25 protein-coding genes are annotated in these 25600 nt (G+C 51.4%); 20 read left to right on the forward strand and 5 right to left on the reverse strand.

Annotated features, from left to right (window positions below; all coding sequences use genetic code 11):
* Nucleotides 1-118 precede the first annotated feature (118 nt).
* From EZM41_RS00395 to EZM41_RS00415, 5 genes are all read left to right on the forward strand, one after another.
* On the forward strand, nucleotides 119-1048 hold the full coding sequence (locus EZM41_RS00395) for a YybS family protein (RefSeq protein ID WP_198468302.1): 930 nt from the start codon (nucleotides 119-121) through the stop codon (nucleotides 1046-1048).
* 101 nt (nucleotides 1049-1149) lie between these two features.
* Nucleotides 1150-1596 (forward strand): 50S ribosomal protein L9, encoded by a 447-nt coding sequence (gene rplI, locus EZM41_RS00400; protein ID WP_198468305.1) that lies wholly within the window; start codon nucleotides 1150-1152, stop codon nucleotides 1594-1596.
* Between the two features lies 1 nt (nucleotide 1597).
* Complete coding sequence (gene dnaB / locus EZM41_RS00405; protein WP_198468307.1) at nucleotides 1598-2935, forward strand: replicative DNA helicase; 1338 nt, start codon at nucleotides 1598-1600, stop codon at nucleotides 2933-2935.
* A gap of 47 nt (nucleotides 2936-2982) precedes the next feature.
* Complete coding sequence (locus tag EZM41_RS00410) at nucleotides 2983-3858, forward strand: ParB/RepB/Spo0J family partition protein (RefSeq protein ID WP_198468309.1); 876 nt, start codon at nucleotides 2983-2985, stop codon at nucleotides 3856-3858.
* Between the two features lie 520 nt (nucleotides 3859-4378).
* A complete protein-coding gene (locus EZM41_RS00415) occupies nucleotides 4379-5665 on the forward strand; it encodes an O-antigen ligase family protein (protein WP_232618850.1) in 1287 nt (428 codons plus the stop codon).
* On the opposite strand, the gene EZM41_RS00420 is transcribed toward EZM41_RS00415, so the two are convergent.
* The 5 genes from EZM41_RS00420 to EZM41_RS00440 form a co-directional block, all read right to left on the reverse strand.
* The gene (locus tag EZM41_RS00420) at nucleotides 5636-6925 is read right to left on the reverse strand and encodes an O-acetylhomoserine aminocarboxypropyltransferase/cysteine synthase family protein (protein WP_198468313.1); all 1290 of its coding nucleotides are present in this window, start codon (nucleotides 6923-6925) and stop codon (nucleotides 5636-5638) included. The two genes, EZM41_RS00415 and EZM41_RS00420, sit on opposite strands and share 30 nt — an antisense overlap.
* A 70-nt stretch (nucleotides 6926-6995) precedes the next feature.
* On the reverse strand, nucleotides 6996-9104 hold the full coding sequence (locus EZM41_RS00425; RefSeq protein WP_198468315.1) for a glutamine synthetase III: 2109 nt from the start codon (nucleotides 9102-9104) through the stop codon (nucleotides 6996-6998).
* A gap of 133 nt (nucleotides 9105-9237) precedes the next feature.
* Nucleotides 9238-9852 carry a lysine exporter LysO family protein gene (locus EZM41_RS00430; protein ID WP_198468317.1) on the reverse strand — a complete coding sequence of 205 codons (615 nt, stop codon included), beginning with the start codon at nucleotides 9850-9852 and terminating at the stop codon, nucleotides 9238-9240.
* Entirely contained in the window at nucleotides 9842-10123 is a 282-nt protein-coding gene (locus tag EZM41_RS00435; RefSeq protein ID WP_198468319.1) for a LysO family transporter, read from the reverse strand. The genes EZM41_RS00430 and EZM41_RS00435 overlap by 11 nt, the downstream gene beginning before the upstream one ends.
* Nucleotides 10120-10671: a flavodoxin family protein gene (locus EZM41_RS00440; protein ID WP_198468321.1), complete on the reverse strand. Its 552-nt coding sequence runs from the start codon at nucleotides 10669-10671 to the stop codon at nucleotides 10120-10122. The genes EZM41_RS00435 and EZM41_RS00440 overlap by 4 nt, the downstream gene beginning before the upstream one ends.
* 113 nt (nucleotides 10672-10784) lie before the next feature.
* Between EZM41_RS00440 and EZM41_RS00445 the strand changes: the two genes are divergently transcribed.
* The 15 genes from EZM41_RS00445 (at nucleotide 10785) to EZM41_RS00515 (ending at nucleotide 25480) form a co-directional block, all read left to right on the forward strand.
* The gene (locus EZM41_RS00445; RefSeq protein ID WP_198468323.1) at nucleotides 10785-11744 is read left to right on the forward strand and encodes a DUF72 domain-containing protein; all 960 of its coding nucleotides are present in this window, start codon (nucleotides 10785-10787) and stop codon (nucleotides 11742-11744) included.
* A gap of 26 nt (nucleotides 11745-11770) precedes the next feature.
* Nucleotides 11771-12136, forward strand: a complete 366-nt coding sequence (gene queD / locus EZM41_RS00450; RefSeq protein ID WP_198468325.1) for a 6-carboxytetrahydropterin synthase QueD — start codon at nucleotides 11771-11773, stop codon at nucleotides 12134-12136.
* A 168-nt stretch (nucleotides 12137-12304) separates the two neighbouring features.
* The gene (locus tag EZM41_RS00455; RefSeq protein WP_198468327.1) at nucleotides 12305-12808 is read left to right on the forward strand and encodes a DUF1850 domain-containing protein; all 504 of its coding nucleotides are present in this window, start codon (nucleotides 12305-12307) and stop codon (nucleotides 12806-12808) included.
* A gap of 31 nt (nucleotides 12809-12839) precedes the next feature.
* Nucleotides 12840-14795, forward strand: coding sequence for a TRAP transporter permease (locus EZM41_RS00460; RefSeq protein ID WP_342449182.1), 1956 nt, complete (start codon nucleotides 12840-12842; stop codon nucleotides 14793-14795).
* Between the two features lie 27 nt (nucleotides 14796-14822).
* The gene (locus EZM41_RS00465) at nucleotides 14823-15983 is read left to right on the forward strand and encodes a 2-oxoacid:acceptor oxidoreductase subunit alpha (protein WP_198468331.1); all 1161 of its coding nucleotides are present in this window, start codon (nucleotides 14823-14825) and stop codon (nucleotides 15981-15983) included.
* Complete coding sequence (locus EZM41_RS00470; RefSeq protein ID WP_198468333.1) at nucleotides 15980-16810, forward strand: thiamine pyrophosphate-dependent enzyme; 831 nt, start codon at nucleotides 15980-15982, stop codon at nucleotides 16808-16810. Before EZM41_RS00465 ends, EZM41_RS00470 begins: the two co-directional genes overlap by 4 nt.
* Before the next feature lie 14 nt (nucleotides 16811-16824).
* A complete protein-coding gene (locus EZM41_RS00475) occupies nucleotides 16825-17376 on the forward strand; it encodes a 2-oxoacid:acceptor oxidoreductase family protein (RefSeq protein ID WP_198468335.1) in 552 nt (183 codons plus the stop codon).
* Nucleotides 17377-17392: 16 nt separating this feature from the next.
* Nucleotides 17393-18514: a succinate--CoA ligase subunit beta gene (locus tag EZM41_RS00480; RefSeq protein WP_198468337.1), complete on the forward strand. Its 1122-nt coding sequence runs from the start codon at nucleotides 17393-17395 to the stop codon at nucleotides 18512-18514.
* On the forward strand, nucleotides 18514-19386 hold the full coding sequence (sucD, locus tag EZM41_RS00485) for a succinate--CoA ligase subunit alpha (protein ID WP_198468339.1): 873 nt from the start codon (nucleotides 18514-18516) through the stop codon (nucleotides 19384-19386). Before EZM41_RS00480 ends, sucD begins: the two co-directional genes overlap by 1 nt.
* A gap of 1 nt (nucleotide 19387) precedes the next feature.
* Entirely contained in the window at nucleotides 19388-19585 is a 198-nt protein-coding gene (locus EZM41_RS00490) for a 4Fe-4S dicluster domain-containing protein (RefSeq protein ID WP_198468341.1), read from the forward strand.
* Between the two features lie 21 nt (nucleotides 19586-19606).
* Complete coding sequence (locus EZM41_RS00495; RefSeq protein ID WP_198468342.1) at nucleotides 19607-20596, forward strand: NAD(P)-dependent oxidoreductase; 990 nt, start codon at nucleotides 19607-19609, stop codon at nucleotides 20594-20596.
* 663 nt (nucleotides 20597-21259) lie between these two features.
* Entirely contained in the window at nucleotides 21260-22267 is a 1008-nt protein-coding gene (locus EZM41_RS00500; protein WP_198468344.1) for a DctP family TRAP transporter solute-binding subunit, read from the forward strand.
* A 169-nt stretch (nucleotides 22268-22436) separates the two neighbouring features.
* Nucleotides 22437-22865: a TRAP transporter small permease gene (locus EZM41_RS14460; protein ID WP_446697793.1), complete on the forward strand. Its 429-nt coding sequence runs from the start codon at nucleotides 22437-22439 to the stop codon at nucleotides 22863-22865.
* A 5-nt stretch (nucleotides 22866-22870) separates the two neighbouring features.
* Nucleotides 22871-24154: a TRAP transporter large permease gene (locus EZM41_RS00510; protein WP_198468348.1), complete on the forward strand. Its 1284-nt coding sequence runs from the start codon at nucleotides 22871-22873 to the stop codon at nucleotides 24152-24154.
* A gap of 39 nt (nucleotides 24155-24193) precedes the next feature.
* Nucleotides 24194-25480, forward strand: coding sequence for an aspartate aminotransferase family protein (locus EZM41_RS00515; RefSeq protein ID WP_198468349.1), 1287 nt, complete (start codon nucleotides 24194-24196; stop codon nucleotides 25478-25480).
* Nucleotides 25481-25600 lie beyond the last annotated feature (120 nt).

Raw genomic sequence — 25600 nt, forward strand, 5'->3', positions numbered from 1 at the left:
TGCCGGTCGCGCCTGCGTGCGGCGTCGACCCTGTCGCCGGCCCCTTCCGCGGCCGCTCCGGCAATCCACACAACACCCCCCCCGCCCCTCCTCTTTTTTGCATCTTGGGAGGTATAGCATGAAGCCGCGAGATTTAGTGGAGGCATCCCTGTTGGTGGCCTTGTCGGTAGTACTGTTTATGGCCTCGAATTACTTACCCCTGCTTGGGATGGTCGTGTCGCTCTTTTGTCCCGTGCCTCTGGTTATAATGGGGTTGCGCGCCTCTGTTCGCGGTGCGATTTTGGGCGCAGCCGTAGCCTCTCTACTTGTGACTGCCCTCGTCGGGGTGATGGGAGGGGCGCTCTTCCTTTTTGGCTTCGCCATCCTGGGTGTCAGTCTCGGATATTTTGCGCGCCGCTTCGGCAGGGCCACGGAGATATTATTCTATGGTGTGCTCGTGTCGCTGGCGAGCAAAATCTTATTGATAGCTGTCGTCAAGGCGGCAACTGGTGTGAATCCCATGGCCATGGATCCGAGCGCTTTGAAGGAAGGAATGGGATGGGCTGCGGGATTGTTCGAAGGGATGGGGCTTTCGGCCGACTCACTTCAAAAGCAGATAGACCAAATGAGCCAGATCTTGCATCTCATGTTTCCAGCAGTGTTGGTTATGGCCTCCGCGCTGGATTGCGTATTGAGCTACGCAGTGAGCGCTTTTGTGCTCAAGAGGATAGGGAAGGGATGGTTGCCGCCGATACCCAATTTTGGCGGTTGGCGCTTCCCAAAGAGCCTTTTTTGGGCCTACCTCGTTTCTTTCCTCTTTACGTTGTTGGGAGGCGGCAAGGGCTTCCTCTTTTTGGTAGGTTTGAATTTAAGGCTCGTGGTAACTATGCTTTTTTTCTTGGAAGGCGCTGCCGTGTTGTGGTATTTTCTCGCCCGTAAGGGCCTTCCGACAGCGTTGCGCGTAATGGCATGCGTCTTTGTGGTCCTTGTGCCATTTTTGTCGAACGCGTTGGTGATCTTGGGCATTGTCGATCTGTGGTTGGATTTGAGGTCTCGTTTCGGGAAGTGATGCCTATTGCGGTATCGCATCATTCTTCACTGATTGAAACCGTTTTATTGTAGTTAAAGCCGCAAAGCCGAAATGAGCGAGGCGAGAGGTGAAATGAATAAATGAAGGTGATATTGAAGCAGGATGTGGAAAAATTGGGCAGGCGCGGCGATCTTGTGGAGGTGGCCGATGGCTACGGCCGCAATTTCTTGATTCCACGAGGTCTTGCTGTTGAAGCGACCGAAGCAAAGTTGAGAGAGTGGAAGAGCATCCAAGAGGGGAAGGCAGCGCGGGAAAAGAGATCTGAGGAGGAGGCCAGAGCGAAGAAGAAGAACCTCCAGGGCAAGCGGATAACGGTCAAAATGAGCGCCGGAGAGAAGGGCAGGCTCTTCGGCAGTGTCACCACAGCCCAACTGGCCGAGGCTATAGAGGAGCAATTGGGAATTAAAGTCGACAAGAAGCTCATCAAGATCGAGGAGAACATCAAGCAAATCGGCGTATTTCCGTTCAAGGTCAGGCTTTATCCCGGTGTTGAAGCCGAGCTCTCCGTGAAGGTGGAGGCAGGTTAGCATGGCGCTCCCTTTAGATCGAGTTCCTCCTCATAATTTAGAGGCCGAGCGCGCTGTCCTCGGATCATGTCTGCTGAGCCAAGATGCGCTGATCGTGGCCGTTGAGGGGCTTTCCCCCGCTGATTTCTATGATATGCGTTATAAGCAGGCCTTTGAAATGGTCAGCGATATGGTACGAAAGGGGAAGCCCGTAGATCCTCTCACGTTTTTGGAAGAGGCGAACCGCAGGGAAATGGCGGATCGTTTGGGCGGTCAAGCTTTTGTGGCCGAGCTTATCGATGCCGTCCCCACGACGGCTAACGTGGAATATCACGTGCAGATAGTGCGCGACAAAGCGATCCATCGCCGTCTCATCCAAGCGGGCGGAGAGATAGCGAAGCTCGGCTATGCCGAGGATAAGGAACTGGATGAGGTTTTGGACGAGGCGGAGCGTACCCTCTTTGAGGTGACCCAGAGGGGAAGCGGCGTGTCTTTCCGCCATGTAGGGGCCATATTGAGCTCTACCTTTCAAGAGATAGAGGCGCGCTTCCACCAAGGCGGGCACATTACAGGCGCTCCCTCCGGCTTTATAGATTTGGACAGGTTGACCGGCGGTTTTCAGCCCGGGAGTCTCAACATCATAGCGGCCCGCCCCTCCATGGGTAAAACTGCCCTTGCGCTCGGCCTCGCCATGCACACTGCCTTGGAGTTCAGATCTCCGGTCCTCGTGTTCAGCCTGGAGATGAGCGCCGAGCAGCTGGTTCAACGCATGCTCGGCGCAGAGGCTCGCGTTAACATCCACGACTTGAGGACCGGTGCCTTCGCAGATGAGGCGTGGGACGACCTGGCCGAGGCAGCAGGAAGGCTCTCTCAGGCCCCGATATACATAGACGACAGTTCGCTCCTTTCAACGATGGACCTGAGGGCTCGCTGCAGGAGGTTCAAGGCCAAGTTCCCGGACTTAGGGCTCGTGGTGGTGGATTACCTGCAGCTCATGTCTTTGCATCGGCGGACCGAGAGCAAACAGCAGGAGGTGGCAGAGATTTCGAGGGCGCTCAAAGGCATAGCCAGGGAGCTCAACATCCCAATACTTGCCCTGTCGCAGCTATCTCGCGCCGTCGAAGCGCGACAGGACAAACGCCCACAGCTCTCTGACTTGAGAGATAGCGGCGCCATAGAACAGGACGCGGACCTCGTAATGCTCCTCTACAGGCCAGGTTACTATTCGTCTGTGCCCGAAGACGAAAGCATGGCCGAACTGATAGTCGCCAAACATCGTAATGGGCCGACGGGCGTAGTCCGTCTCATCTTCTTGAAGGAATACACCCGTTTCGTCAACGCGGAGCGGCTGTTAACTTGAAGAATTCGTCCGCCCTTCGGCGGATCGCCTTGTGGGGGTGATCTTCTGTGGAGGGAGAATATAAAGTCGACGTAAAGCGGATACTCGGCTTTCGCCTCAAAGAGAATCAGGCCGAAGCCCCTAAGGGCGGGAGAGAGCTCGCTAATTTGCCGATAGGCGATATAAGGCCCAATCCGTCTCAGATGAGGCAGAGGATCGACGAGGGTGACCTTGCGGAGCTGGCCGAATCCATAAAGTCGCTGGGAGTGATTCAACCCATCGTCGTCAGGCCCGTGGAAGAAGGATATGAGCTGGTAGCTGGGGAGCGACGCCTCAGAGCGGCGAAGATGGCCGGCCTTGAATTCATTCCTGCGATAGTGATCAATATGGACGACTTGACTTCGAGCCTCTCGGCCCTCGTGGAGAACATTCAGCGGAAGGATCTATCGGCCATAGAGGAAGCGCGCTGTTTGGCCGACCTGCTTCGGGCTACGGGCTGGACCCAGGTGGAACTGGCGAAAAGGCTCGGTCGATCACAGGCCGCGTTGGCCAACAAATTGAGGCTTTTACAGCTCGACGAAGGCGTTCAAGAGATGGTAGTCGAGGGCAAACTATCCGAGCGGCAAGCGAGGGCACTCCTCTCCTTGCCGGCTGAGACACAGCGCGAAGTGGCAGATATGATCTGCAGGAACGAAGTAAAAATAGAAGACATAGAGCGCACCGGCCGCCGCAGTCGCAAAAAAGAGAGGCTCGTCGAGTTAGGTCAAAAGGGAGAGCTGGGTGACATATTGCTTCAGAAGCTTTCCGAGGTGGTGCAGGAAGCCAGGAAGAGCGGTATACCCGTGGCCTGGAGGATTAAGGAGTTTGCTCACAGTCGCCTCGTCATGGAGATCACGGTCGACCTAAAAAAGGATGAGACGACAGATGACTCCAAGAGCCGGTGAAGGTAAATCAACCCTATGCCCCAGTAGGTTCTATGTTTTTATCTGTTTCTTCGCCTCGTTAGCGTTGCCGAATATAGTCTTTTCCGGTGGTTTCTGGTTCCAAACGCTTCATTTGATGAAGTGGGTGTTTTCCTTAGTCCCCATCGCCGTTCTTTGCGTTGTGGCAGGGTATCGCCTTTTTAAACATGGGCCTGAAGGTTTAAACTTCTTTTTGGATCCCTTTGGCGTCCTGTGGCTGGTGCTGTTGCTTTTTGTGTCTCTTCAGCCATTTTGGGCACCCATAAAGTCCCCTCCCACCTTTATCAGGGAGTGGTTCTTTTTTTCTGCACTTTGGGCGGCATATCTGCTTTTTTACCATTCTTTTTGTAACAAATACTTAGTGCCCATCGTTTTGGGGGGTTCGTTCAACGCCGCTTTAAACGTGGTTTTTGCCGAACTTCAATTGTCAGGTTTAAATGGCCCTTTCCCTTTCATTGTTCCCGCTTCTGGGAATTATATAGGAAATACAGGTCAACAGAACATGTTAGCCTTGTGGGTAGCGTGTGGTCTGTTGGGGGGCATTTACGTTTTTTTAAAGGTCTTAGATTTGAGAAGTGAGATCTCGAAGCGGCTTTATCGCTCGATTTTTGCCTTAAACCTTGTCCTGTTTTTGGTTAACAGTTGGGGCCTGTGGTCTTCTACGAGCCGTTCGGGCCTTCTCGCCCTTGCTTCAGGCTCCTTGGCGCTTCTTTTTCTCACCAAAAGAAGTTTTAATCGTAGGAGTTTTATGTGCGTAGCATTATGTTGCCTTATGTTTTTATGCATGTCTGTTCCAGTTTATTATATTAATAAAGAAAGACTGGAACTTTTATCGCACAAAGTGAGCGAAGTTGGCCTTGCAGGCAGGAAGAGTATATGGGCTACGTCCTTGACGATGTTTTCGCAAAAACCTCTATCGGGTGTTGGGTTGGGTCACTTCAAATGGAATTACTTGGAGGCCCAACGGTTGATGTTTGACCGCTTCCCCGATATGGAATGGAAATACACCCTTTGGGCGCACAACGAGGTCCTTCAGTGGCTGTGCGAGACCGGTATAGTAGGAGGGGCTTTTTTGATAGGTATGGCGGCCTGGTGGCTCCACAATATTCACAGGGCTGTAAAAGATGACAGAGGGATTTCACTGGAAGCTATATGGGCTGTGGGTATGCTTTTTCTCTTCTGGATGGACGCCCAGTGGACGAGGCCCTTGCACCGCATAGAGGATGCCCTATGGATGAGCTTGGCTTTCGCCTTGGCCAATAAAGAACTTCTGCCAAGGTCAGCCCCTTGGGCTAACGTCAACAGGCTCGGCCTCTTTAGGCTCTTCGGCCTCGGTATGGCAGTTGTGGCGATCTTTGGCCTTCTATTTCTGGCCGATGGCTTGGCTGGAGACAGAGCCTTAGCGCTTGCGACTGAAACCAGCGATTTCGAGCTAAAAAAGGAGCATTTAGAAAAAGCGCTACGCTCTCCCATGGTGAGTGACTTAGCGGAGAGGCAGCTAGCATATCTTCTTATCGAAGCGGCAGAAATTACAAAAAGCGAAGACGACGTCGAAAAGGCTATCGCTACCATGCGCAATTATTTTTATAAAGAACCCCAGGCAAGAGACCTCAAAAAACTCCTCGAGCTATATGCCCGCATCGACGATACAGAGGGTCTAAAGGAAATGGCTCGGTATTTAAAACCAGGCCTTTATAGGATTGAACCAAGGGAACATACGTCTGATAGTACGTTGTATGTCCCCCTGGATTATATGTCTTTATTGAGCAGCGTCGAGCCCGCGCCTTAGATCTTCGATTATGTCTTCGATGTCCTCAAGACCGATGCTTAGCCGTATCAGCCCCTCGTCGATGCCGCTGCCTTTTCGCTCTTCGGCCGAAAGCTGCGAGTGGGTGGTGGTGGCCGGGTGAATTGCCATGCTCCTCGCGTCGCCCAAGTTTGGCACTATTGAGAAGAGCTTTAATCCGTCGAGGAAACGCTTGCCCGATTCGAGCCCTCCCTTTATGCAGAAAGCAACCATGCCACCGTAACCGCCTCTCAGAAACGCTTTGGCGAGGTCGTGCTGCGGGTGGCTTGAAAGCCCCGGGTATAAAACCCACTCCACCCCTCCGTGCGACTCCAAAAATTGCGCCACGTCCATGGCGTTCTTGCTGTGACGCTCCATGCGGAGCGAGAGTGTGGCGAGCCCAAGGCACAAGAGGTGGGCGTTATGTGGTGAAAGACAGCCGCCCAGATCCCTCAATATGCAGGCTCGAAGCTTCGCCGCGAGAGCTGTCTTGCCGAACTTTTCACAGAACACGACGCCGTGATAGGCCGGGTCGGGCTCGGTGAATTCGGGCCATTCTCCCAATTCGGCCCAGCGGAAGTTTCCGCCGTCCACCACGACACCTCCTATGGCATTGCCGAAGCCGTCTATGTATTTCGTGGTGGAGTGGACGACGATATGGGCACCCCGTTCGAGCGGTCGACACAGGGCCGGCGAGGCGAAGGTGTTGTCCACCACCAAAGGTATGCCGTGTCTTTCGGCAACCTCTCCCAACTCTTCGAGCGGAGGGATGTTCAAGCCGGGATTTCCTATCGTCTCTGCGATTATACAGCGCGTGCGGGGCTTGATGCTCCTTTCTACCTCGTTTACGTCGTTGATATCTACGAAGCTCGTGGTTACGCCGAACTTAGAGAAGAGGTTTTTGAGTAGCGTTATCGTGCCCCCATAGGACGAGCGCTCGGCCACTATGTGGTCGCCCTCCTTGCAGAGGAGCATGACGAGGTGGGCGAATGCGGCCTGTCCCGACGACGTGGCCACCGCCGCCGCACCTCCTTCCAGGGCAGCGATCTTTTCCTCAAAAGCTGCGACGGTAGGGTTTGATATCCTTGAGTATGTGTGCCCTGGCTTTTCCAAAGAGAAGAGGGCCGCGGCTTCGTCTACGCTCGGCAGTTTATACGCTGCAGTGGCGTATATGGGCAGGGCGAACGCGCCGGTGGTCGGGTCGTAATCCCAGCCGCAGTGCAGAGCCTTTGTCGTGAATCCCTTGTATTCGGCTTCCTTCATTTCCATTCCTCCTCAGTTCGGACGGCATGGGCGAAGAGTTGCACCCGCCACCCACGCCTTTGTTATGGGGTCAGTGTATCACTAAAAGATCTCTATATGGCGGAAACGGCTGCAGGTCGTCGGCTATCCACGATTCTGCGGCGTCACTCAAGGAGCGGATCTCGTTCATGAGCTTTAAACCATCTCCCGTTATGAGAGAAGCGCTATCTTCGAGTTCTTCCATCTTGATCTTCTTGCGGAAGTTTTTCAATTCTTCGAGCTTTTGAAGGAGCGCCTCTTTTATACCGCATAGGGTTTTCATGTGCCCCTTCCAAGTTTCCAAGCCATCGTCCAACAGACTTGCGGCTTTTTCGAGAGCGCTCCCCTCTTGGGTAATTTGCCGCGATATGCTGGGCAATATGCCGTGGCGTATCATGTCATCCATTACGGCCATCTCGATGTCGACGGTCTTGACGTATTGCTCGAGCCGCGTTTCGTAGTAAGCCGTAATTTCCCTGTCAGTCATTACGTTAAGCCCGGAGAGCAGATCCCTATTTTCCGGGATCAGGTAGTAGGCAAGCGCTTCCGGCGTTGCGTTGGCGATAGGAAGCCCCCTGCGCCGTGCCTCTTCGTGCCATTCCGGGTCGTAGCAGTTGCCCTCAAATCGTATCGCCATGCTCTCTTTTGCAACATCTCGCAGGACATCCAAAGTTGCGTCTGCTATATCGGTATTCCCGAGTCGGCTCTCGATCCTGTTTGTAACCTCCTCTATTCCCCAGGCCCAGATAGTAAGGAGCATTGTAAGAGGACCGGCGATTGACTGAGACGCGCCGGTCGCGCGAAACTCGAACTTGTTGCCTGTGAACGCCAACGGGGCTGTCCGATTGCGGTCAGAATTTTCTTTCTTTATGGACGGGAGCTTATTCAACCCCAAGTCCATCAATCCTTTGGTCGGAATCTCATCGGGGAAACCCTCCTCCAATCGATTCAACACATCCGTCAAGGCATTGCCTAAATAAACGCTCATGATAGCGGGCGGCGCCTCGTTTCCGCCTAACCTATACATATTTCCTGGAGATGCGACAGATGCCCTAAGTAGCGAGCTATACTTGGATACGCCTAAAAGCAGACCGCCCAAAAATGCCAGAAATTGCACATTCCTGCGCTGGCTCGTGGACGGTTCCAATAGGTTATGCCCATCGCTATCCATGAGCGAGAAATTGGTGTGTTTACCGCTTCCGTTGATGACGGCAAAGGGCTTCTCATGGAGGAGGAGTCTCAAGCCGTGACAGCGGGCGATCCTTTTCATTGTGCTCATCGTGATCTGGTTTTGATCTGTGGCGAGGTTTGCCTCCGTGAATTGAGGGGCAAACTCGAACTGGCACGGGGCAACCTCATCGTGGCGCGTCTTAATGGCGATGCCGAGCTTGTGGAGCTCTTGTTCGGCTTCCTCCATATATGCCAAAACGCGCGGGTGTATTGCGCCGAAATAATGGTCCTCGAGCTGCTGCCCCTTAGGAGGGAGGCATCCTATAACCGTGCGTCCGCAGAGGACAAGGTCTGGGCGCCTGCGCGCTAACTCTTCATCTATCAAAAAGAATTCCTGTTCCGCCCCTACGGTCACCTTGACCCAACGGATGCCCCTATTGCCGAAGAGTCGCAACATGCGCATGGCCCGCTCTTCGATGGCTGTTATTGCCTTGAGGAGCGGCGTCTTCATGTCGAGTGGCGTCCCATCCCAGGACAGGAAGACGGACGGTATACAGAGCGTCCCCCCGTTTTCCGTGGGTATGATGAAGGCCGGGCTCGTGGGGTCCCATGCCGTGTAGCCGCGTGCCTCGAAGGTGCTGCGCGTGCCTCCAGAAGGGAGAGACGAGGCGTCGGGCTCACTCTGAATGAGCTCGCCCCCCGTGAAAGCCTCTAAGGGCGTTCCTCGCTCGTCTACAGAGAGGAAAGCCATGTGCTTTTCCGCCGTCAGCTCTGTTCTCGGGTGAAACCAGTGGGCGTAGTGCGTAGCTCCTAACGATATCGCCCACTCCTTCATCGCTGCCGCCACGACGTCAGCTATGCGGCTATCCAGCTTTTGTTGCCCTCCGTTGATGGCGCTGGTGAGTTGTTCAAATACATCCTTGGGCAAGCGCTCGCGCATTGCCTTTTCATTGAAGACATGGCGCCCGAAATATGATGTCGGTCTTTCCACTAAAACCACCCCCTGTGCGTGATGGCTATTTATACCATACGCTGGGGGAATTATGCAAGTATTTTTTAAAAAAACCTGCAAGTCCAACCATGAGATTTGACGAATGGTATGTAATTATTGTGTATACACAACTTCAAGCGCCGAATACCCTTTCGACTATGTGGTACGACAGCGGCACCATCACGGGGACTAAGACCGAAACTACCACGCCCGATGCGAAGGAGAGGAGCGCTATCTCCCCTCCGGCGCTCTTGGTTATAAACGGCAAAGCCACGTCCATCGCCGTAGCGCCGGCTATGCCTACGGTCCCATGTTTGCCGAAAAGCCTTACCAGAAAGGGCGCAGCGGCTATGACCAGGCATTCTCTCATGAGGTTCACGAGGAAGCCTATCGTGGCCGAGGTCGGATCGGCCATCTCCTTGAGCAGGACGGTCGTAATGCTGTAGTAGCCGCTTCCTATGCCGGAGGCAGTGGCTAATGGAAGGGATGCGCCTGCCATCCATCCGGCCAAAAAGCCGCCTGCCGCGCCTCCCAAGAGGCTTGCGAAGGGCAGAAATATCTCCCTCCCCTTTAAGCGGAGAAGCTCTCCGAGCGACCCCTTGAGTGCCATATCGGCCCCTATGAAGAAGAACAGAAATAACAGAAGCCACGAAACTATCTTGTCAGATACGGTAAAAGCCCACTCCGCCAAGCCGCTGTATCCTACGAGGATGCCAGACGCGAGGAAGGCAAGCGCTCTAAGCTCCATCTTCCTTGTCTCCTCTGCCCGCCACCAGCCGGGAGAGCAGGCCGCTTCCCAAGACGGATCCGGCGCATATTGCTGTCGACTGCAATCCTATCTCTTTCAGGTTGGCTAAAGCTTCTCTGTGACCTCCCACTTCGATCCCCACGACGAAGAGCAGAGCGTAGATCAAGGTGGTGAGGACCTTGCCGGAATTGTTGACGAGGGCGCGGGGTGCCCTCGTCTTTCCTGCGTATACGCCCAAAAGGAGGGCCAAGAGGAAGAAAAAGACGCTCAAGCGAGTCTCCTTCCGAGGTCTTTCGCCTCGGAAAGCCACTCCCCTTTACCGATTTCGCCCGCTTCATAAACCCCTGTGGCCAGAATCCTTCCTACCTGTAGCAGATCAAGGAAAGAGCACGACTTGTCGTATGAAAAGAGAAGGCCATCGAAAGCCGACAGGTCTTCCTCGCCGGCTGCAGCCACGAGGATCGCCTTTTTGCCGGCTAAGCTCTTTTCGGCCTTCGGCGAGCCGAATGGCAGCAACCTGTCCCATAGAAGTTTGATCTGCCCGCTCCATGTATACCAATAGAGGGGAGTGGCGAAGATTACGGCATCTGACGAAGCGAGGGAGTCATAAATGGCATCCATGTCGTCTTTTATGACACAGGGCCTTCCCTTCTCCCAGCAGCGCCTGCAATCTATACATCCCTTTATCGAGAGGCGTGCCAGCTGCACGAAGGACGCTTCGTACCCTCGTTCTGCGGCTCCTTCCGCCACGGCGCGAGCCAGTGTCGCAGTATTGCCGTTTTCCCTCGGGCTGCCCAACAGAGCCAGTATACGTTTCATGACCCACACCTCCTGATGATGGCTTGTGCCGTCGTTAGCGAGGAACTTAAGAGGTAAAATCTACACGAAGTATAATATATCACGAGGTGTTGCGGGGAGGATTTTTTGAGGACATGGCCGAGTTTCGGATAGGAACTTGCTCGTGGGCCGACAGGTCGCTGCTTTCTTCCGAATGGTACCCTAAGGGGGCGAATGGCGCCGCCTCCAGGTTACGCCACTACAGCCTTCACTTTAACTGTGTCGAGGTGAACAGCACTTTCTATGCCATACCGGCGCAGAGGGAAATCTACCTGTGGATGGCTCGTACGCCTCCCGACTTTCTCTTTTCCGTCAAAGCCTTTGCCCTTCTGACGTTGCACGCCCTACCGATCGAAAATTTGCCTCGATGGCTCGGTGGTCAGGTTAAGAACGGGAAGAAGCTCGTCACGCTTTATGATTTTCCTCGGGCGACTCGCAAGAGGGTTTTGGATGCCTTTTTGGAACTCGTTGCAGTTCTTCACAGCGCTGGACGGCTCGGTTATCTCCTGTTCCAACTCCCACCTCGGATACGCTTTGAGGATCGGTGGCTGCTCTACCTTAAGCGTATTCGAGAGCTGACACTGCCGCTTCCCATAGCCGTAGAGGTTCGGCATCGTTCATGGCTCGAAGAGGGTACGTCCGAACGCTTCCTCGGTTTTTTGCGGGATGAAAACGTGGCTTACGTCGCCGTTGACGAGCCCGAACTCCCCTGGACTGTCCCGCCTTTGTGGCCGCTCACAGCAAGCTGGGGAACGGTTGTGAGGTTTCATGGCCGCAATGTATCGGGTTGGCGCAAAGCCGGCGCTTCGGTGGAGGAGAGATTTTCTTATCTTTATACCGTCGAAGAGTTGACCAAGTGGAAAGACCAGGCCCTCTTAGCGGCGCAGAGCGTGCCCAGGATTTTTATCATGTTCAATAACTGTTATCGCGACTATGCCGTTAAAAATGCCCTGCAGATGAAAGCGATGCTGGGACTTGCTCCCTGGGGCGAGGCTGCCGTGCAAACGAAGCTGTCTCCCTTGGATGGCGGTCCGAGCGGTTCTGAGGATCTTTGAAAACAAGACGTTCGGGGGTGGTGTGAGTGCTCTTGAGGCGAGAATTCACCTTTGATGCTGCTCATCGCCTCTCTAAATATCATGGCAAGTGCGAGCGGCTTCACGGCCATACGTACCGCCTCGCCGTGACCTTGGAGGGAAAGCCGGACAACGAAGGCATGCTCTTCGACTTTGTAGAGTTGAAGGGTGTGGTTCAGGGCGCTGTTTTGAGCGAGCTCGACCACGCATATTTGAACGACATAATCGATCAGCCTACGGCGGAAAACATCGCTATGTGGATATGGCGACGCCTGGAGGGATCGGTTAGGCGGCCCAACTGCGATCTCAAGTCCGTGCAGGTATGGGAGACGGCAGATTGTTCAGTGACCGTGGAGGCCGGCGATATGAGTTAAGGCACTGCGATTTTTTAAGCGAATCAAAACGTACGCACAAATAGGATTTGGGACCTGTGGCGCCTTGACAGCACTTTTCTCGTTGTATACACTATGGCAGTTCTTGCAGGGCGGCAAGGCGAAGCGTAGGAAACAATCTAAGCGATCGGGAATCGAGGATCCTCGACGATGCCAAAAACAAAGCGACTGTTGTTTGTTATCGTTTTATCTTCGACCGCGGTTGTATTTTTTTGCCCGGTCTCTGTGTTGACGATAAGAGATGCGAACGATACTATCGTTTATGCCGTAACTATCGGAATAAACGATACTTTTTCAATAAAGTTTACGCATTCGGTCGCAAAAAGGCCGGTGGTGGAGACGTTCGGCTTTAGTGCCGGGAAGAAGATAACGTTGCTGGAGACCGAGTATGATTCCTTCGGTGCGGGTTTGCCTTTTGAGGTGAAGGGCGGGCAGAGATTTATCGCAAAAGATGGCAAATTTAAGATCGTCGGCTATAATTACGAGGTTCCCGATCTCGTAATAAGGGTGGGCAGGTTTGCAGATCACCTCTTTGTTTTCCGTGGTGAGGAGATAAGGCTGGTGGATCTCGCAAAAGCAGGAGAGGCGCTCGTGTTTTCTGTGGAAGAAGTGCCGCTTCTCTGGTATGTCTCTGAGAGGTTTTTGCAACGATAACACAATATTGAGTGGGGGAGGGGGAATTAAAGTGAGCGATACGGAAAACAGGGATCAAAAGCTGGTCACAGAAGATCAAACCATAGACGTAGAAAAGATATTAGAGAAATACGATCGCGAGTCCGTATACCGCAGGCTTACAGGGTTTTGGAAGTGGGTCATTTCGCTGGGCGCTGTGGCATTTTCTGCATTTCAGCTTTATACGGCCGCCTTCGGCGTGTATCCGGCGCAGATACAGCGATCCGTGCACCTCGCCTTTATGCTCTTTTTGGTGTTTTTACTCTATCCTGTTAGCAAAAAGAGTTCCCGCACGGAACTTCACTGGACGGATGTAATCCTTGCGCTTTTTGGGGTAGCTGTAGGCGCTTATATAGTGGTAGAATACACCCCTCTTATGTATCGAGCGGGATTACCTACAACTCTTGACCTCGTCTTCGGCGCTTTGGCCATCCTGTTGGTCTTGGAGGCGGCGAGGAGGATAGTGGGCTTGCCGATCGTGATCGTGGCTGCGGCATGTCTTCTTTATGCCTTATACGGCAGTTATATCCCCGGCATGTTCGGCCACCGTGGCTTTCCGCTGCGCAGGGTGATAACTCACATGTATGTCACCACTGAGGGTCTCTTGGGACTGCCCATGGGCGTATCGGCCACCTTCGTGTTCATGTTCATCCTTTTCGGTGCCTTTCTTCATAAGACCGGCCTCGGGAAGTTCTTCATAAACTTGGCGATGGCAGCCACCGGCCATCAGGTGGGCGGCCCCGCCAAGATAGCCGTCGTAGCCAGCGGCATGTTCGGCACCATATCGGGCAGCTCTGTGGCAAACGTGGTCACCACTGGAACATTTACCATCCCTCTCATGAAGAGCATAGGATATAAACCTCATTTTGCCGGTGCCGTAGAGGCTGCGGCGTCTACCGGAGGCCAACTCATGCCACCGATCATGGGGGCGGCGGCCTTCGTCATGTCAGAATTTATAGGCGTCCCCTACATCCGCATAGCAGCAGCCGCCATAGTGCCGGCCATTCTCTACTATTTGGCCGTCTTCGTCATGGTCCACATGGAAGCCTTGAAGCTGGGCTTGAAGGGTCTGCCTCGCGAACTGTTACCGAACGTGTGGAAGACCTTAAAAGACGGTGGGCACCTGCTCATACCGGTTGCGGTGCTGGTCTACTTCCTCGTCAAAGGATATACACCGCTGCGTGCGGCTTTTATGTGCATCATCATTACGATAGTCATAGCCATGATGCGAAAGAATACCAGAATGAAACCACGAGATCTGTATGAGGCGATGGAGAATGGCGCGAGGAGTGCCTTGGGTGTGGCATCGGCGTGTGCCTGCTCCGGATTGATCATAGGTGTGGTTACACTCACCGGTTTGGGTCTGAAGATCGCCAACGGCATCATCTATCTGGCCGGGGGGGTTTTCTTTTTAACGTTAGTCTTCACAATGCTCGCTTCCATATTGTTGGGGATGGGGCTCCCGACGACTGCGAAGTATATAGTGTTGGCCAGTATGGCTGCTCCCGCGCTGCAGAAGTTCGGCCTGCCACCTATTGCCGCTCATATGTTTATCCTCTACTACGGCATAATAGCGGACCTCACACCGCCCGTCGCCCTGGCAGCGTATGCCGGAGCGGGCGTAGCGGGGGCCAACCCTATGAAGACAGGCTGGACAGCCTTGAAGTTGGCTCTGGCCGGTTTCCTCATTCCATACATATTCGCCTATGATCCGGTTTTGCTCCTTATAGGGGCTACTCCGCTTAAGGTAATAGTCGCATCGACGACTGCCATAATAGGCGTTTTCGCCCTCGGGTTTGCGACCTCCGGCTATTGGCTTAGAAACATGGCCCTATGGGAGCGCGTCATCCTCTTCGGAGGGGCGCTTGCCCTGATAAAGCCGGGAGTATTGACCGATGGTGCGGGTATTTTGATAATGGCTTCTATCTATATCTATCAACGCTTGAAAGTCAAGAGGGGATCTGTTTAAGGTTGTTAAAAAGGGGGAGGTTATAAAATGGCAACATCAACAACTGAGCGAGCCCAGAGGGTGCTAACGGGCACTCACTTCATGCTGGGCAACTATGCGGTGGTAGAAGGGGCGCTCGCCGCTGGATGCGATTTCTTTGCCGGATATCCCATAACGCCGGCCAACGAAATCTCGGAGCGCATGTCACAGCGCCTTCCGACCGTGGGTGGCAAGTTTTTACAGGGCGAGGACGAGCTCTGTTCCATCTACGCCCTGTCGGGCGCATCGCTTGCGGGGGCCAAGGCTATGACAGCTACGGCAAGCGCCGGGTATAACTACATGCAAGAAGGGATAGGCTATGCTGTAGCTGTGGAAGCTCCCATAGTTATCGTTGACGTCCAGAGATGCCGTGGCGAAAACTTCGCCTCTCAGGCCGACGTGATGCAGATGAAATGGGGGCCGAGTGGCGATCACGAGCTCATAGTCCTTGCTCCGTCTTCCGTGCAGGAGCTCTTCGACTTCACGATAAGGGCCTTCAACCTCGCCGAGGAGTTCCGAAACCCTGTAATAATTATGTCCGAGACGACGATAGCCTTAATGAGAGAAAGGCTCGTCATACCGCCGGCGGAGGAGATAGAAATAGTGAACAGGCGATACACATCCCTGCCGCCAGACAAATACCTTCCCTTCAAAGCTAATGAGGAGTACGGCGTTCCCGACTTCGCGCCTTTGGGAGAGGGATACGGCGCTATCTATTCGCTAAACCCCCATTCCGAGGAGGGGAGCATCGACTGGGATCCCGATGTGTTTGAGCGGCTCTATAAGCGTATAACCGGCAAAGTTACGCAGCATAGGAACAAAATCTGCAAGACGCAGGCCTTTAAGATGGATGATGCTGATGTAGCGCTCATAGCTTATGGCAGCGAAGTGCGTCCATGTATAGACGCGATGGAGATGGCCAGAGCTGACGGTATTAAGGTTGGGGTTTTGAAGCTCGATACTGTATGGCCGGTGCCTGAAGAGCAGATAATTCAAGTGGCTAACCACGTGAAGCTCGCCATCACGGTTGAAATGAACATTGGCAAATATACGAGAGAAGTCGAACGCCTCTGCTGTGCAAAGTGCAGGACAGCGGTGGCCACCAAGAACAGAGGGCTCGTTCACTTCCCCGAGGAAGTCTATGCAGTCATTAAGGAGGTATGGCGATGAGTCAGCCAATTAACCCATTGAGAAAATATATCAGAGAAGGGAAGCTTCCGCATTTCTTCTGTCCTGGATGCGGCTGTGGACAGATATTGAACGCTTTTCTTCAGGCTTGCGACGAGCTGGGCATGGATCCGTCGAGAATGGTGATCATCGGTGGTGTGGGTTGCACGGCCAGGATTCCCGTATATCTGAAAGGAGACGTACTCCACGGAGTTCACGGCAGGACGCTTGCCTGGGCCACTGGCATAAAGCTTCACAAACCGCAGACTAAGGTAGTAATCTTCGCCGGCGACGGTGACGTTGCCTCTATAGGCGGAAATCACCTGATACACGCCGCCAGGCGCAATTTGGACGCCTTGGTGGTGGTCGCCAACAACTTCAACTACGCCATGACCGGCGGCCAAGTTGCCCCCATGACGCCTTCGCAGGTCAGAACTATGACCACTCCCTTCGGTAACCCCGAGCCTTCCTTCGACATCTGCGAGCTCGTCGTCACCGCTGGGGCTACATACGTGGCCAGAGAGGTTACGGGTCGTCCCGTGCAACTTGAGCGCACGCTCAAAAAAGCGCTGACCCATGAGGGGTTTGGTCTCGTCGAAGTGCTCTCTCAATGTCCCACCAATTATGGAAGATATGCCCTGAGGAGCGGCGATCCGGCCGTAACGCTCAAGTGGATCATGGATCGGTGCATAACCAAGGCACAAGCCGATAAGCTATCCGAGGAAGAGAAGGCCGGCAAATTCGTTGTGGGCGAGTTTGTGGATTTCAAGCGCCCGATATTCCGCGGCAGCTCCGTTTATGACTTGGAATCTTGCGAATGCTGCGAGTGAGGTGAAGGTGCGAGATGAAGCCGATAAATATAAGGATTTGTGGCTTTGGCGGACAGGGGATAGTGCTTTCGGCGATCATATTGGGGACGGCCGCCGTGACGAAGCGCGGTCTCTACGCCGTGCAGACGCAGTCTTATGGCTCTGAAGCCAGAGGCGGGCAGTGCCAGGCAGAGTTGATCGTTTCAGATTCCCCGATAAACTCCCCCGCAACTCAGAATAAAGACATTTTGGTGGCTATGTTCCAGAGCGCGCTCGATGCGTACCTTCCGAGCCTCAAACCTAACGGGATCCTCATCGTAGATCCGGCGATGGTCACTGATCTGCACAATACGACGGCTCGGGTGTATTCTGTGCCGGCCACCGAGACGGCGGTTAAGCTGGGCAACAGGATCTGCGCTAACATGGTGATGCTCGGCTATTTCCAGGAGGCCACTGGCCTCATCACGAGGGATGACGTGGTCGAGACGATGAAAGAACTGGTCCCCGAGCGTTTTCACGAGCTCAATGAAAGGGCTATAGATGCAGGCGTGGAGCTTGCTAAGGGAACCAAAATAGATATCTTTTAGGCCGGTGATTGGTGCGATGAAACTTTACGAATTTCAAGGCAAAGAGCTCTTCAGAGAAGCCGGCATACCAGTTCCTCGCGGCAGACTTGTTACGAGAGAGGAAGAATTGGGGCTTGTCGAGTTTCCGGCAGTTCTGAAAGCTCAGGTTCTCGTGGGAGGGCGCGGGAAGGCTGGCGGAATAAAGGTCTGCAAGACGCCTGAAGAGGGGAAGAAGGCGTTTGAAAGCCTTTTGGGCGCCTCGATAAAGGGCGAAAAGATTTGCGCTTTGCTGGCAGAAGAGACTGCGGATATCAAGAGAGAATTTTATCTGTCTATCACTATACCCAGCGGCAGCAAATCCTTTTTGCTCATGGGGAGCGCAACCGGGGGGGTTGAAATAGAGCAAGTTGCCCAAAGCGCTCCCGAAGCGTTGTTTTCGTTACTCATAGATCCCATAGTCGGCGTAATGGATTATCAGGTTCGCTACGTTGCCAAGCGCTTCGCCTGTGAAGTTGAAGAAGCGAGGAAGGTGCTGACGGGTCTGTATCGGGCCCTGAGAGAAAACGACGCAACACTTGTGGAGATAAATCCTCTCGCTGAGACGCCTCGAGGGTTGTTGGCGCTGGATGCCAAGGTCGTGTTGGACGATAAAGCGCGTTGGAGGAGAAGCGAGCTCTTCGAAAGGCTTGCAGAACAACAAGCCGCTATCGGAGGCCAAGCTGTAAGCGTTTCCACTGACACGATTACCTATGTGCCTCTTGATGGTACGGTTGGCCTCATATCCGACGGGGCTGGCACGGGAATGCTCACGCTCGACCTCATAAGCGATGCCGGGGCAAGGGCTGCGTGCTTCTGCGAGATGGGCGGCCTTACGAGCCCTGAGGTTATGTACTCCGCCCTCGAGAAGACTTTAAACAATAAGAATGTCAAGGCCATCATAGTGGTGTTGATAGGCGGTTTCAACCGCATGGACGAGATGGCAGAAGGCATCGTGCGCTACCAAAAGGAGAAAGGGCTTCCTGTCCCTATCGTCGTGAGGATGTGCGGCACAATGGAAGAAGAGGGGAAACGCATTATGAGAGAAGCTAATCTCAAAACATATGATGACTTATATGAAGCAGTGCATGAAGTTGTGGCTTTGGCTGGGAGGAATAGCTGATGGCTGTGCTGGTGAATAGAGATACAAACGTGCTCGTCCTCGGGATAACGGGACGCTCCGGTCGCCTTCAGACGAAGGTCATGCTCGATTATGGAACCAAAGTTGTGGCAGGCGTGACTCCGGGCAAGGGAGGGCAAATGGCAGAAGGCGTGCCCGTCTACGACTTCGTAAGCGAGGTATTGAAAGAACACAGGATAGACGCGGCTATCAGTTTCGTTCCTGCCCGCTCAGCTAAGGACTCGTCGTTTGAAGCCATCGACAACGGCATCAAATTCTTGGTGCTAACGATGGAAGAGATCCCAGACCACGATGTCCTGGAGATCCTCTCTTATGCCAAGGCCAAAGGGACCACTGTCCTCGGGCCTGGTGCAGCTGGCATCATATCCCCGGGCAAGTGCAAGCTCGGGGCTCACCCGCCGAGAATGTTCACGGAGGGGAACGTGGGCGTAGTGTCCAAAAGCGGCGCTCTCTCCTATGAAGTGGGTAAAACTTTGACCGAAGCCGGCATAGGGCAGTCTACCGTCATCGCTTTAGGAGGAGGCCCTCTTTGGGGGCTCACCCAGAGGGATGCAGTGCGCCTCTTTCAGGAAGACCCCGAAACCGAAGTCATACTGCTTTTGGGAGAGATCGGCGGGACGACCGAGGAGGAGGCTGCTGAATTCATAGCCCAAAACGTCACCAAACCGGTTGTGGCGTTGATAGTTGGCAGGGCTGCCCCTGAGGGCAAATCTTTGGGGCATGCCGGGGCGATAATCCAAGGCAATCGCGGCACTGCTCAATCTAAGATTACTGCGTTGTCCCGTGCCGGCGCGAAGATAGCCACAACTCCCAAAGAGGCAGCACAGATTATAAAAGAGATAAGAGGTGAATAATATGGCCGTTTATATAGATAAGAATCTGTGCAAAGGGTGCGGACTGTGCATCCACTTTTGCCCGAAGAATGTCTTCGATATAACCGATGAGATAAACAAAAAAGGATTCAACGTAGCCGCGCCGACGCGGCAGAAAGATTGCATACGGTGCAAGCTCTGTGAGAAGTCTTGTCCTGACCTCGCTATTGTAGTTGAATGAATAATTAAGGAGGTGCGCATGTTGGCTGCTTCTGATCGTCGTGTTTATGTGGTCGAACCCGAAGGGCCGGAGGAGTGGTTTCAGGAGCTTAAGAAAGAGGCAGAGGTGATATTCCTCTATCCGGAGAAGGCACTGACGCCTGAAGAGGTGAGGAAGGTCGTAAGCGATGCCACGGCAATGATCATCACATCGCGCTGTGGTGTATCTGCTGAGGACATGGAGTACGCTAAGAACTTGGGGATTATCTCTAAGTGTGGCGCCAAACCCTCCAACGTTGATATTGATGCCGCTACGAAGAAGGGCATCGCCGTGACGTTTACGCCTGGAGCGAATTCCACCACCGTGGCGGAATTCGCAGTTATGATGATGATGGCTTGCTTACGCCGGTTGAACTTGCTTATCGACATGGTAGCTCATGATGAGTGGCGCTCTCCTTACACGATGGGGCGCGAACTCAGAGACAAAGTAGTGGGGCTCATCGGTTATGGGGCTATAGGCCGCGAGGTTGCAAGGAGGCTCGAAGGCTATGACTGCCAGGTGTTGGCTTACGATCCCTATTACAAAAAGGGCGATGAGCCGAAGTGCGTGACTTTTATAGATGACCTGAAGCGCCTGATCACACAATCCGACGTGATCTCTATTCACTGCATGCTCACGGACGAGACGTATCATCTCCTCTCTGACGAGGAGTTCGCCATGATGAAATCTACGGCTGTTGTGGTGAATACTGCTCGTGGGCCGATTATAGACGAAGAAGCCCTGGCGAGGGCTCTTAAAGAAGAAAAAATATGGGGCGCTGCCATAGACGTATACGCCGAGGAACCGGCCAAATCAACTCATCCTCTCGTGGGTTTGAAAAATGCCATATTAACGCCCCATGTGGCGGGCTGGACCGAGGAAACGATCATGAGAGAGGTAGGTGGCGCCGTAAAATCCGTGCTCGCCTACCTGAGGGGTGAGGAGATCCCCGGGTTGATCAACCCCGATTACGCAAAGCACAGACGAGCGTAAAAGCATATACGAAAACCTGCAGAGCCCCTCAACCCTTTGACCGAAGGACTGAGGGGCTCTCTTTTCTACGGCAATACTGAGTATCTGTCCGTATTTGACCCCCAAATAGCGCTCGCCGCCTCTAATTCAACGGGCAGTAGCATTCATTTCTAGACGAACCCATGCATTCTTGTCTGCTATAAATTGATAATAAGGAGTTGATCGGAAAGGGGCTGTTTCTTTGGTCTTGATGCACCTCCAGATGTGTCTGTATGAAAAACGAAGCAAACTTGAGAAATAGCAGGAAAAAATTGAGAAATATGCCAATTCAAACGCCTAAGCCCAATCTATTGCCTAAAACACTCTATAATCAAGCTTGACACTTTGGACCAGAAGTGCTTTTCTATTAGATAATTTAGGTGAGGAGTTGCAATATAAACAGAATCCAAATGAATTATAGCACTCAAAGGTTTCCATCGCATTTCATCAAAGGTGAATGTCATCATTTGGCACGTCGAGTTTGCGCGTTAACAATTTCTGTAGCTGGAGCTTTGGAGTTAAGGGAGGATGGTGATTTTTCGAAGAGTAAGAACTAGGGTGTCGGGAGTGCACGATGAAACGATGGTCAGTGGGTTTGCTTTCTGGCAGAAAGCCCTTTGGATAGCCCAAATAGGAGGGGTAGCCATGAAAAAAATCTTATGCTACGCGTTTTTGATTGTTGTGGCAAGTGTTTTTATCTGTGGTAGCTCTAAGGCCACAGCTGCAGATCGGGGTAATTATAAAATTAGACTGGCTCATGTTGAACCGGAAGAAAGGTCACTGCACAAATGTTGCCTTGATTTTAAGAACTATGTTGAAGATCGCTCAGGCGGGAAGATTATTGTTGAAGTTTATCCGAATGCACAATTGGGCGGCGATCGTCAGGCTTTAGAGACGGTTTCTCTTGGGGCGCTTGAGATGACTGCTGCAGCAAGTGCGGTTCTGTCTAATTACGATCCTTCTTTTGGTATATTGGATCTGCCATTTATATTTAAGGATCGAGAAGCTACCGTACATGCCTGTGATGGCAAAGTTGGGCAAATTCTTAACAGTAAATTGCCTGCATTTGGCATGGTTGGGTTAGGGTTCTCGGATTATGGTCAACGTCACATTACTAATAATGTTAGGCCGATCCATGAACCTAAAGATTTAAAAGGCATTAAAATGCGTGTGATGGAAAATCCGGTATATGTCGATTTGTTCCGCACTTTAGGTGCGAATCCTACGCCTATGAGCTTTGGCGAGCTGTACACTGCTTTGCAGCAAGGCACGGTTGACGGTCAAGAAAATCCTCCACCCTTGATTTATGCATCGAAATTTTACGAAGTACAAAAGTACCTTAGCCTTACTGGTCATACGTGGAATTTCAACGTGATAGCAATTAGCAAGGCATTCTTTGATTCTCTGCCAGAAGAGCTTCGGACAATTGTTGTTGATGGGGCTAGAACACAAATAGTTGAGCAGGAGCGCGTGATAGAGGCGCAAATTCAGGAAGAGTATGTTGTTAAACTCGAGCAAGAAGGAATGATCGTGAACGAAATTACTCCAGAAAACAGACAAAAATTTGTTGAGGCAACACAACCGGTCCGAGATAAATATCTGAAAGGTTTTTCTGAAGAGTTATTATTGGCTATGGACGAAGCAAATCAATAGTAGCTATATCCATTATAGCTATATTAAATAGATTTTACTAAGGTTAATTATCGTGACAAATCAGGCCAATTCTTCAAAGAAAAAGAAGGTTGAAGGACAAGATGAAAAAGGGTCAACCCGGAGCTTCTTAGGGGGCTCTGCGTTGACCCTCCTATTTGAGAGATTCTTGGTGTCGAGCTTCTTATTTAGCTTAATTTTAGTATTTGTTCAAGTTATTATGAGATATATTTTTAACTATTCCCTATCTTGGAGTGAGGAACTTGCGCGTTATATATTCGTTTGGCAAAGCTGGTTAGGTTTTTGTCTTGCGCTTAAACATGGAAAGCACATTCGAATAGATGTGGTAAGCCATCGGTTGAGCCCAAGGTTGAAAATAGTTTTCGAGACAATAGCTTGGTCGTTGAGTTTAATAATGGTTTTATTTTTGGTTATAAATGGGTTTAAACTCCTCCGCTTATTGGCATCACGCGGTCAGGTTTCTCCAGCTCTAAGAATGCCGATGAGTTATGCATATGCGGCTGTGCCAGTTTCTTGTTTATTAGGAAGCGTGCTCATTGTTGTGTATATTATAAGTCTCTTCACGTCTCGGAAGGGGTAAGAATAATGGTTGAAGCTGCCCTGCTTTTTGGAAGTCTCATTGTGTTCATCTTTCTTGGTGTGCCAATTGGTATTGCCATCGGTTTAGCAACGCTGTTCAACCTTACATTTATAAGTGACTTGAATCCAATAATAATCACGCAGAATGCGTTTGCGGGAATTGACTCATTTCCTTTGTTGGCAATTCCATTTTTTATACTGGCAGGTACTGTGATGCAAACTGGTGGAATCGCTCGTCGTTTGTTAAACTTAGGAAGTGCTTTAATAGGAACTGTTACCGGTGGGCTTGCCATGATTACTGTGATAACATCCATGTTTTTTGCTGCGCTCTCGGGATCGGCTTTGGCCACAGTCTCTGCCGTAGGATCGTTTATGATACCTGACATGAAAGAAAAAGGATACGATGAAAGTTTTGCTGCTGCAATCACCGCAGCGGCGGGGACTATAGGTGTAATTATTCCACCGAGCATTCCATTCGTGATTTATGGAGTAGTGACTGGTACTTCTGTTGGCGACCTGTTTCTTGCCGGAATTTTTCCAGGCATATTGATAGGAATTGGGCTGATGATTACAAGTTATGTTATCTCAAAAAAGAGGGGATATGTAGGTCAGGAGATAAATGTAAGCTTTAACAAAGTTATGAAGGCACTATTTGATGCAAAATGGGCAATTATGGTTCCATTAATAATTCTTGGAGGCATTTATGCAGGTATTTTTACACCTACAGAAGCTGCTGTTGTAGCTTCGGTGTATAGTATTTTGATTAGTGCTTTTGTTTATCATGAATTGACTTTAAATTCTTTATATAAGGCATTTTTAGAAGCTTTTATGGTGAATGGTATAATAGTTTTTATAGTTGGTCTTTCAACATCTTTTGCATCTTACTTGAGCATGCAACAGATTCCAATTAAGATGAGTGAGGCACTTCTTACTTTAACAAGTAATAAATTTATTATATTGGCCTTGACAAATGCTATTCTTCTGCTAGTTGGTTGTTTTGTCGATAATATTCCAGCCACTATTATTTTATCTCCTATATTTCTCCCAATAGTCACCAAATTTGGCATAACTCCGATACAGTTTGGCATTATAATTACTTATAACTTAGCGATAGGATTTATTACACCTCCATATGGACAAAATCTATTTGTGGCTTCGGCTATAGGAGGAGTTTCAATTGGGAAAATCTTTCGTGGCATAATCCCATTCTTATTTAGTATGATTATAATATTAATGCTTCTTACATTTGTTCCATGGTTTTCTGTCGGAATTTTACGTCTATTGCAGTAATGGTTTGTGTTAGCATAACAATAAACGGAGGTGCTAATTATGGAAGGTCAAAAATTACTGGAAGACGCAAGGAAACATTTATCACCAGCTTTATCTAAGACAACGCAGTTGGTAATGGAACGTGGGGAAGGTCCATACGTATATACATCTGAGGGAAAGCGATATCTGGATTTTGTCTCAGGGATTGCGGTATGCAGCCTTGGGCATTGCCATCCAAAGATAGTGGAAGCGGCTAAGAAGCAGGTAGAGAAATTGATACATGGATCGTTCAATCTTGGGTATTATCCTTCTGCTCTCGAGTTGGCTATAAAACTGGCTGAGGTGACTCCGGGCAATCTCGACATGTTCTTCTTCTCCAACTCTGGTGCTGAAGCTGTAGAGGGCGCCTTGAAGCTAGCCCGATGGAATACTCGTAAGCCGGTCTTTATCGCATATAAGGGTTCGTTCCATGGGCGCACCTTCGGAGCTTTGTCAATGACTGCTTCCAATGCCTCTTATCGGGAGCGGTATGCGCCGTTTTTGCCAACTGTATACCACATGCCTTACCCTTACTGCTTCAGATGCCCCTACAATGCCAAGCCTGAAATGTGCGACCTCGAATGCTTCAAGGAGTATGACAGGCTCTTTCACTACGTCACTACCCCTTCCGACGTAGCAGCGATTTTGATCGAACCTGTGCAGGGAGAGGGTGGATACATAGTACCGCCGGTGAGGTATATTAAGGCGCTCAAGGACTTGTGTGAGAAAAATGAGATCCTGCTCATATTCGACGAAGTGCAGACGGGCTTTGGGCGGACGGGAAAGATGTTCGCAACTGAACACTTCGGTGTTGTACCTGACATAATGTGCCTGGGCAAAGCTATAGCGTCGGGATTTCCGCTGTCTGCAGTGGCGGCAAGTTCGGAGTTAATGGGGAACTGGGCACCAGGAGCTCACGGAGGTACATTTGGAGCCAACCCGGTGAGCTGTGCCGCTGCTGTTGCTACCCTTGATGTCTTTAAGGAGGAAAAAGTGCTCGAAAATTGTGTGCGCGTGGGCAAATACTTCAAAGAGAAGCTCGATGGACTTAAAGTAAAATATCCGCTGATAGGAGACGTGCGAGGCCTGGGAATGATGCTAGCGGTGGAAATCGTAGACGGAAGAGGAAACCCTAATCCCGATGCCACAAAGAAGATAACCGAATTCTGTTTCGAGAACGGGCTCCTTTTCTTCATTTGCGGCACTTATAAAAATTGCATAAGGTTTATGACATCGCTTAATATCGGTGAGGAAATAATCGACGAAGGTCTTGGTATTTTCGAAAAAGCATTGGCAAGCGTAGTTTGATTTTTTTTTATTGATAATACATGTCGGAATCGTTTGAGACAAAGGGGTAAACGTAGACAAAGGTAGGTGTTGTTCAGCGAAGGGGGGAACATGAAACGAACGGAATACATGCTATAGATA

The organism is Acetomicrobium sp. S15 = DSM 107314 (genome assembly GCF_016125955.1).
GTDB classification, from domain to species: Bacteria; Synergistota; Synergistia; order Synergistales; family Thermosynergistaceae; genus Thermosynergistes; species Thermosynergistes pyruvativorans.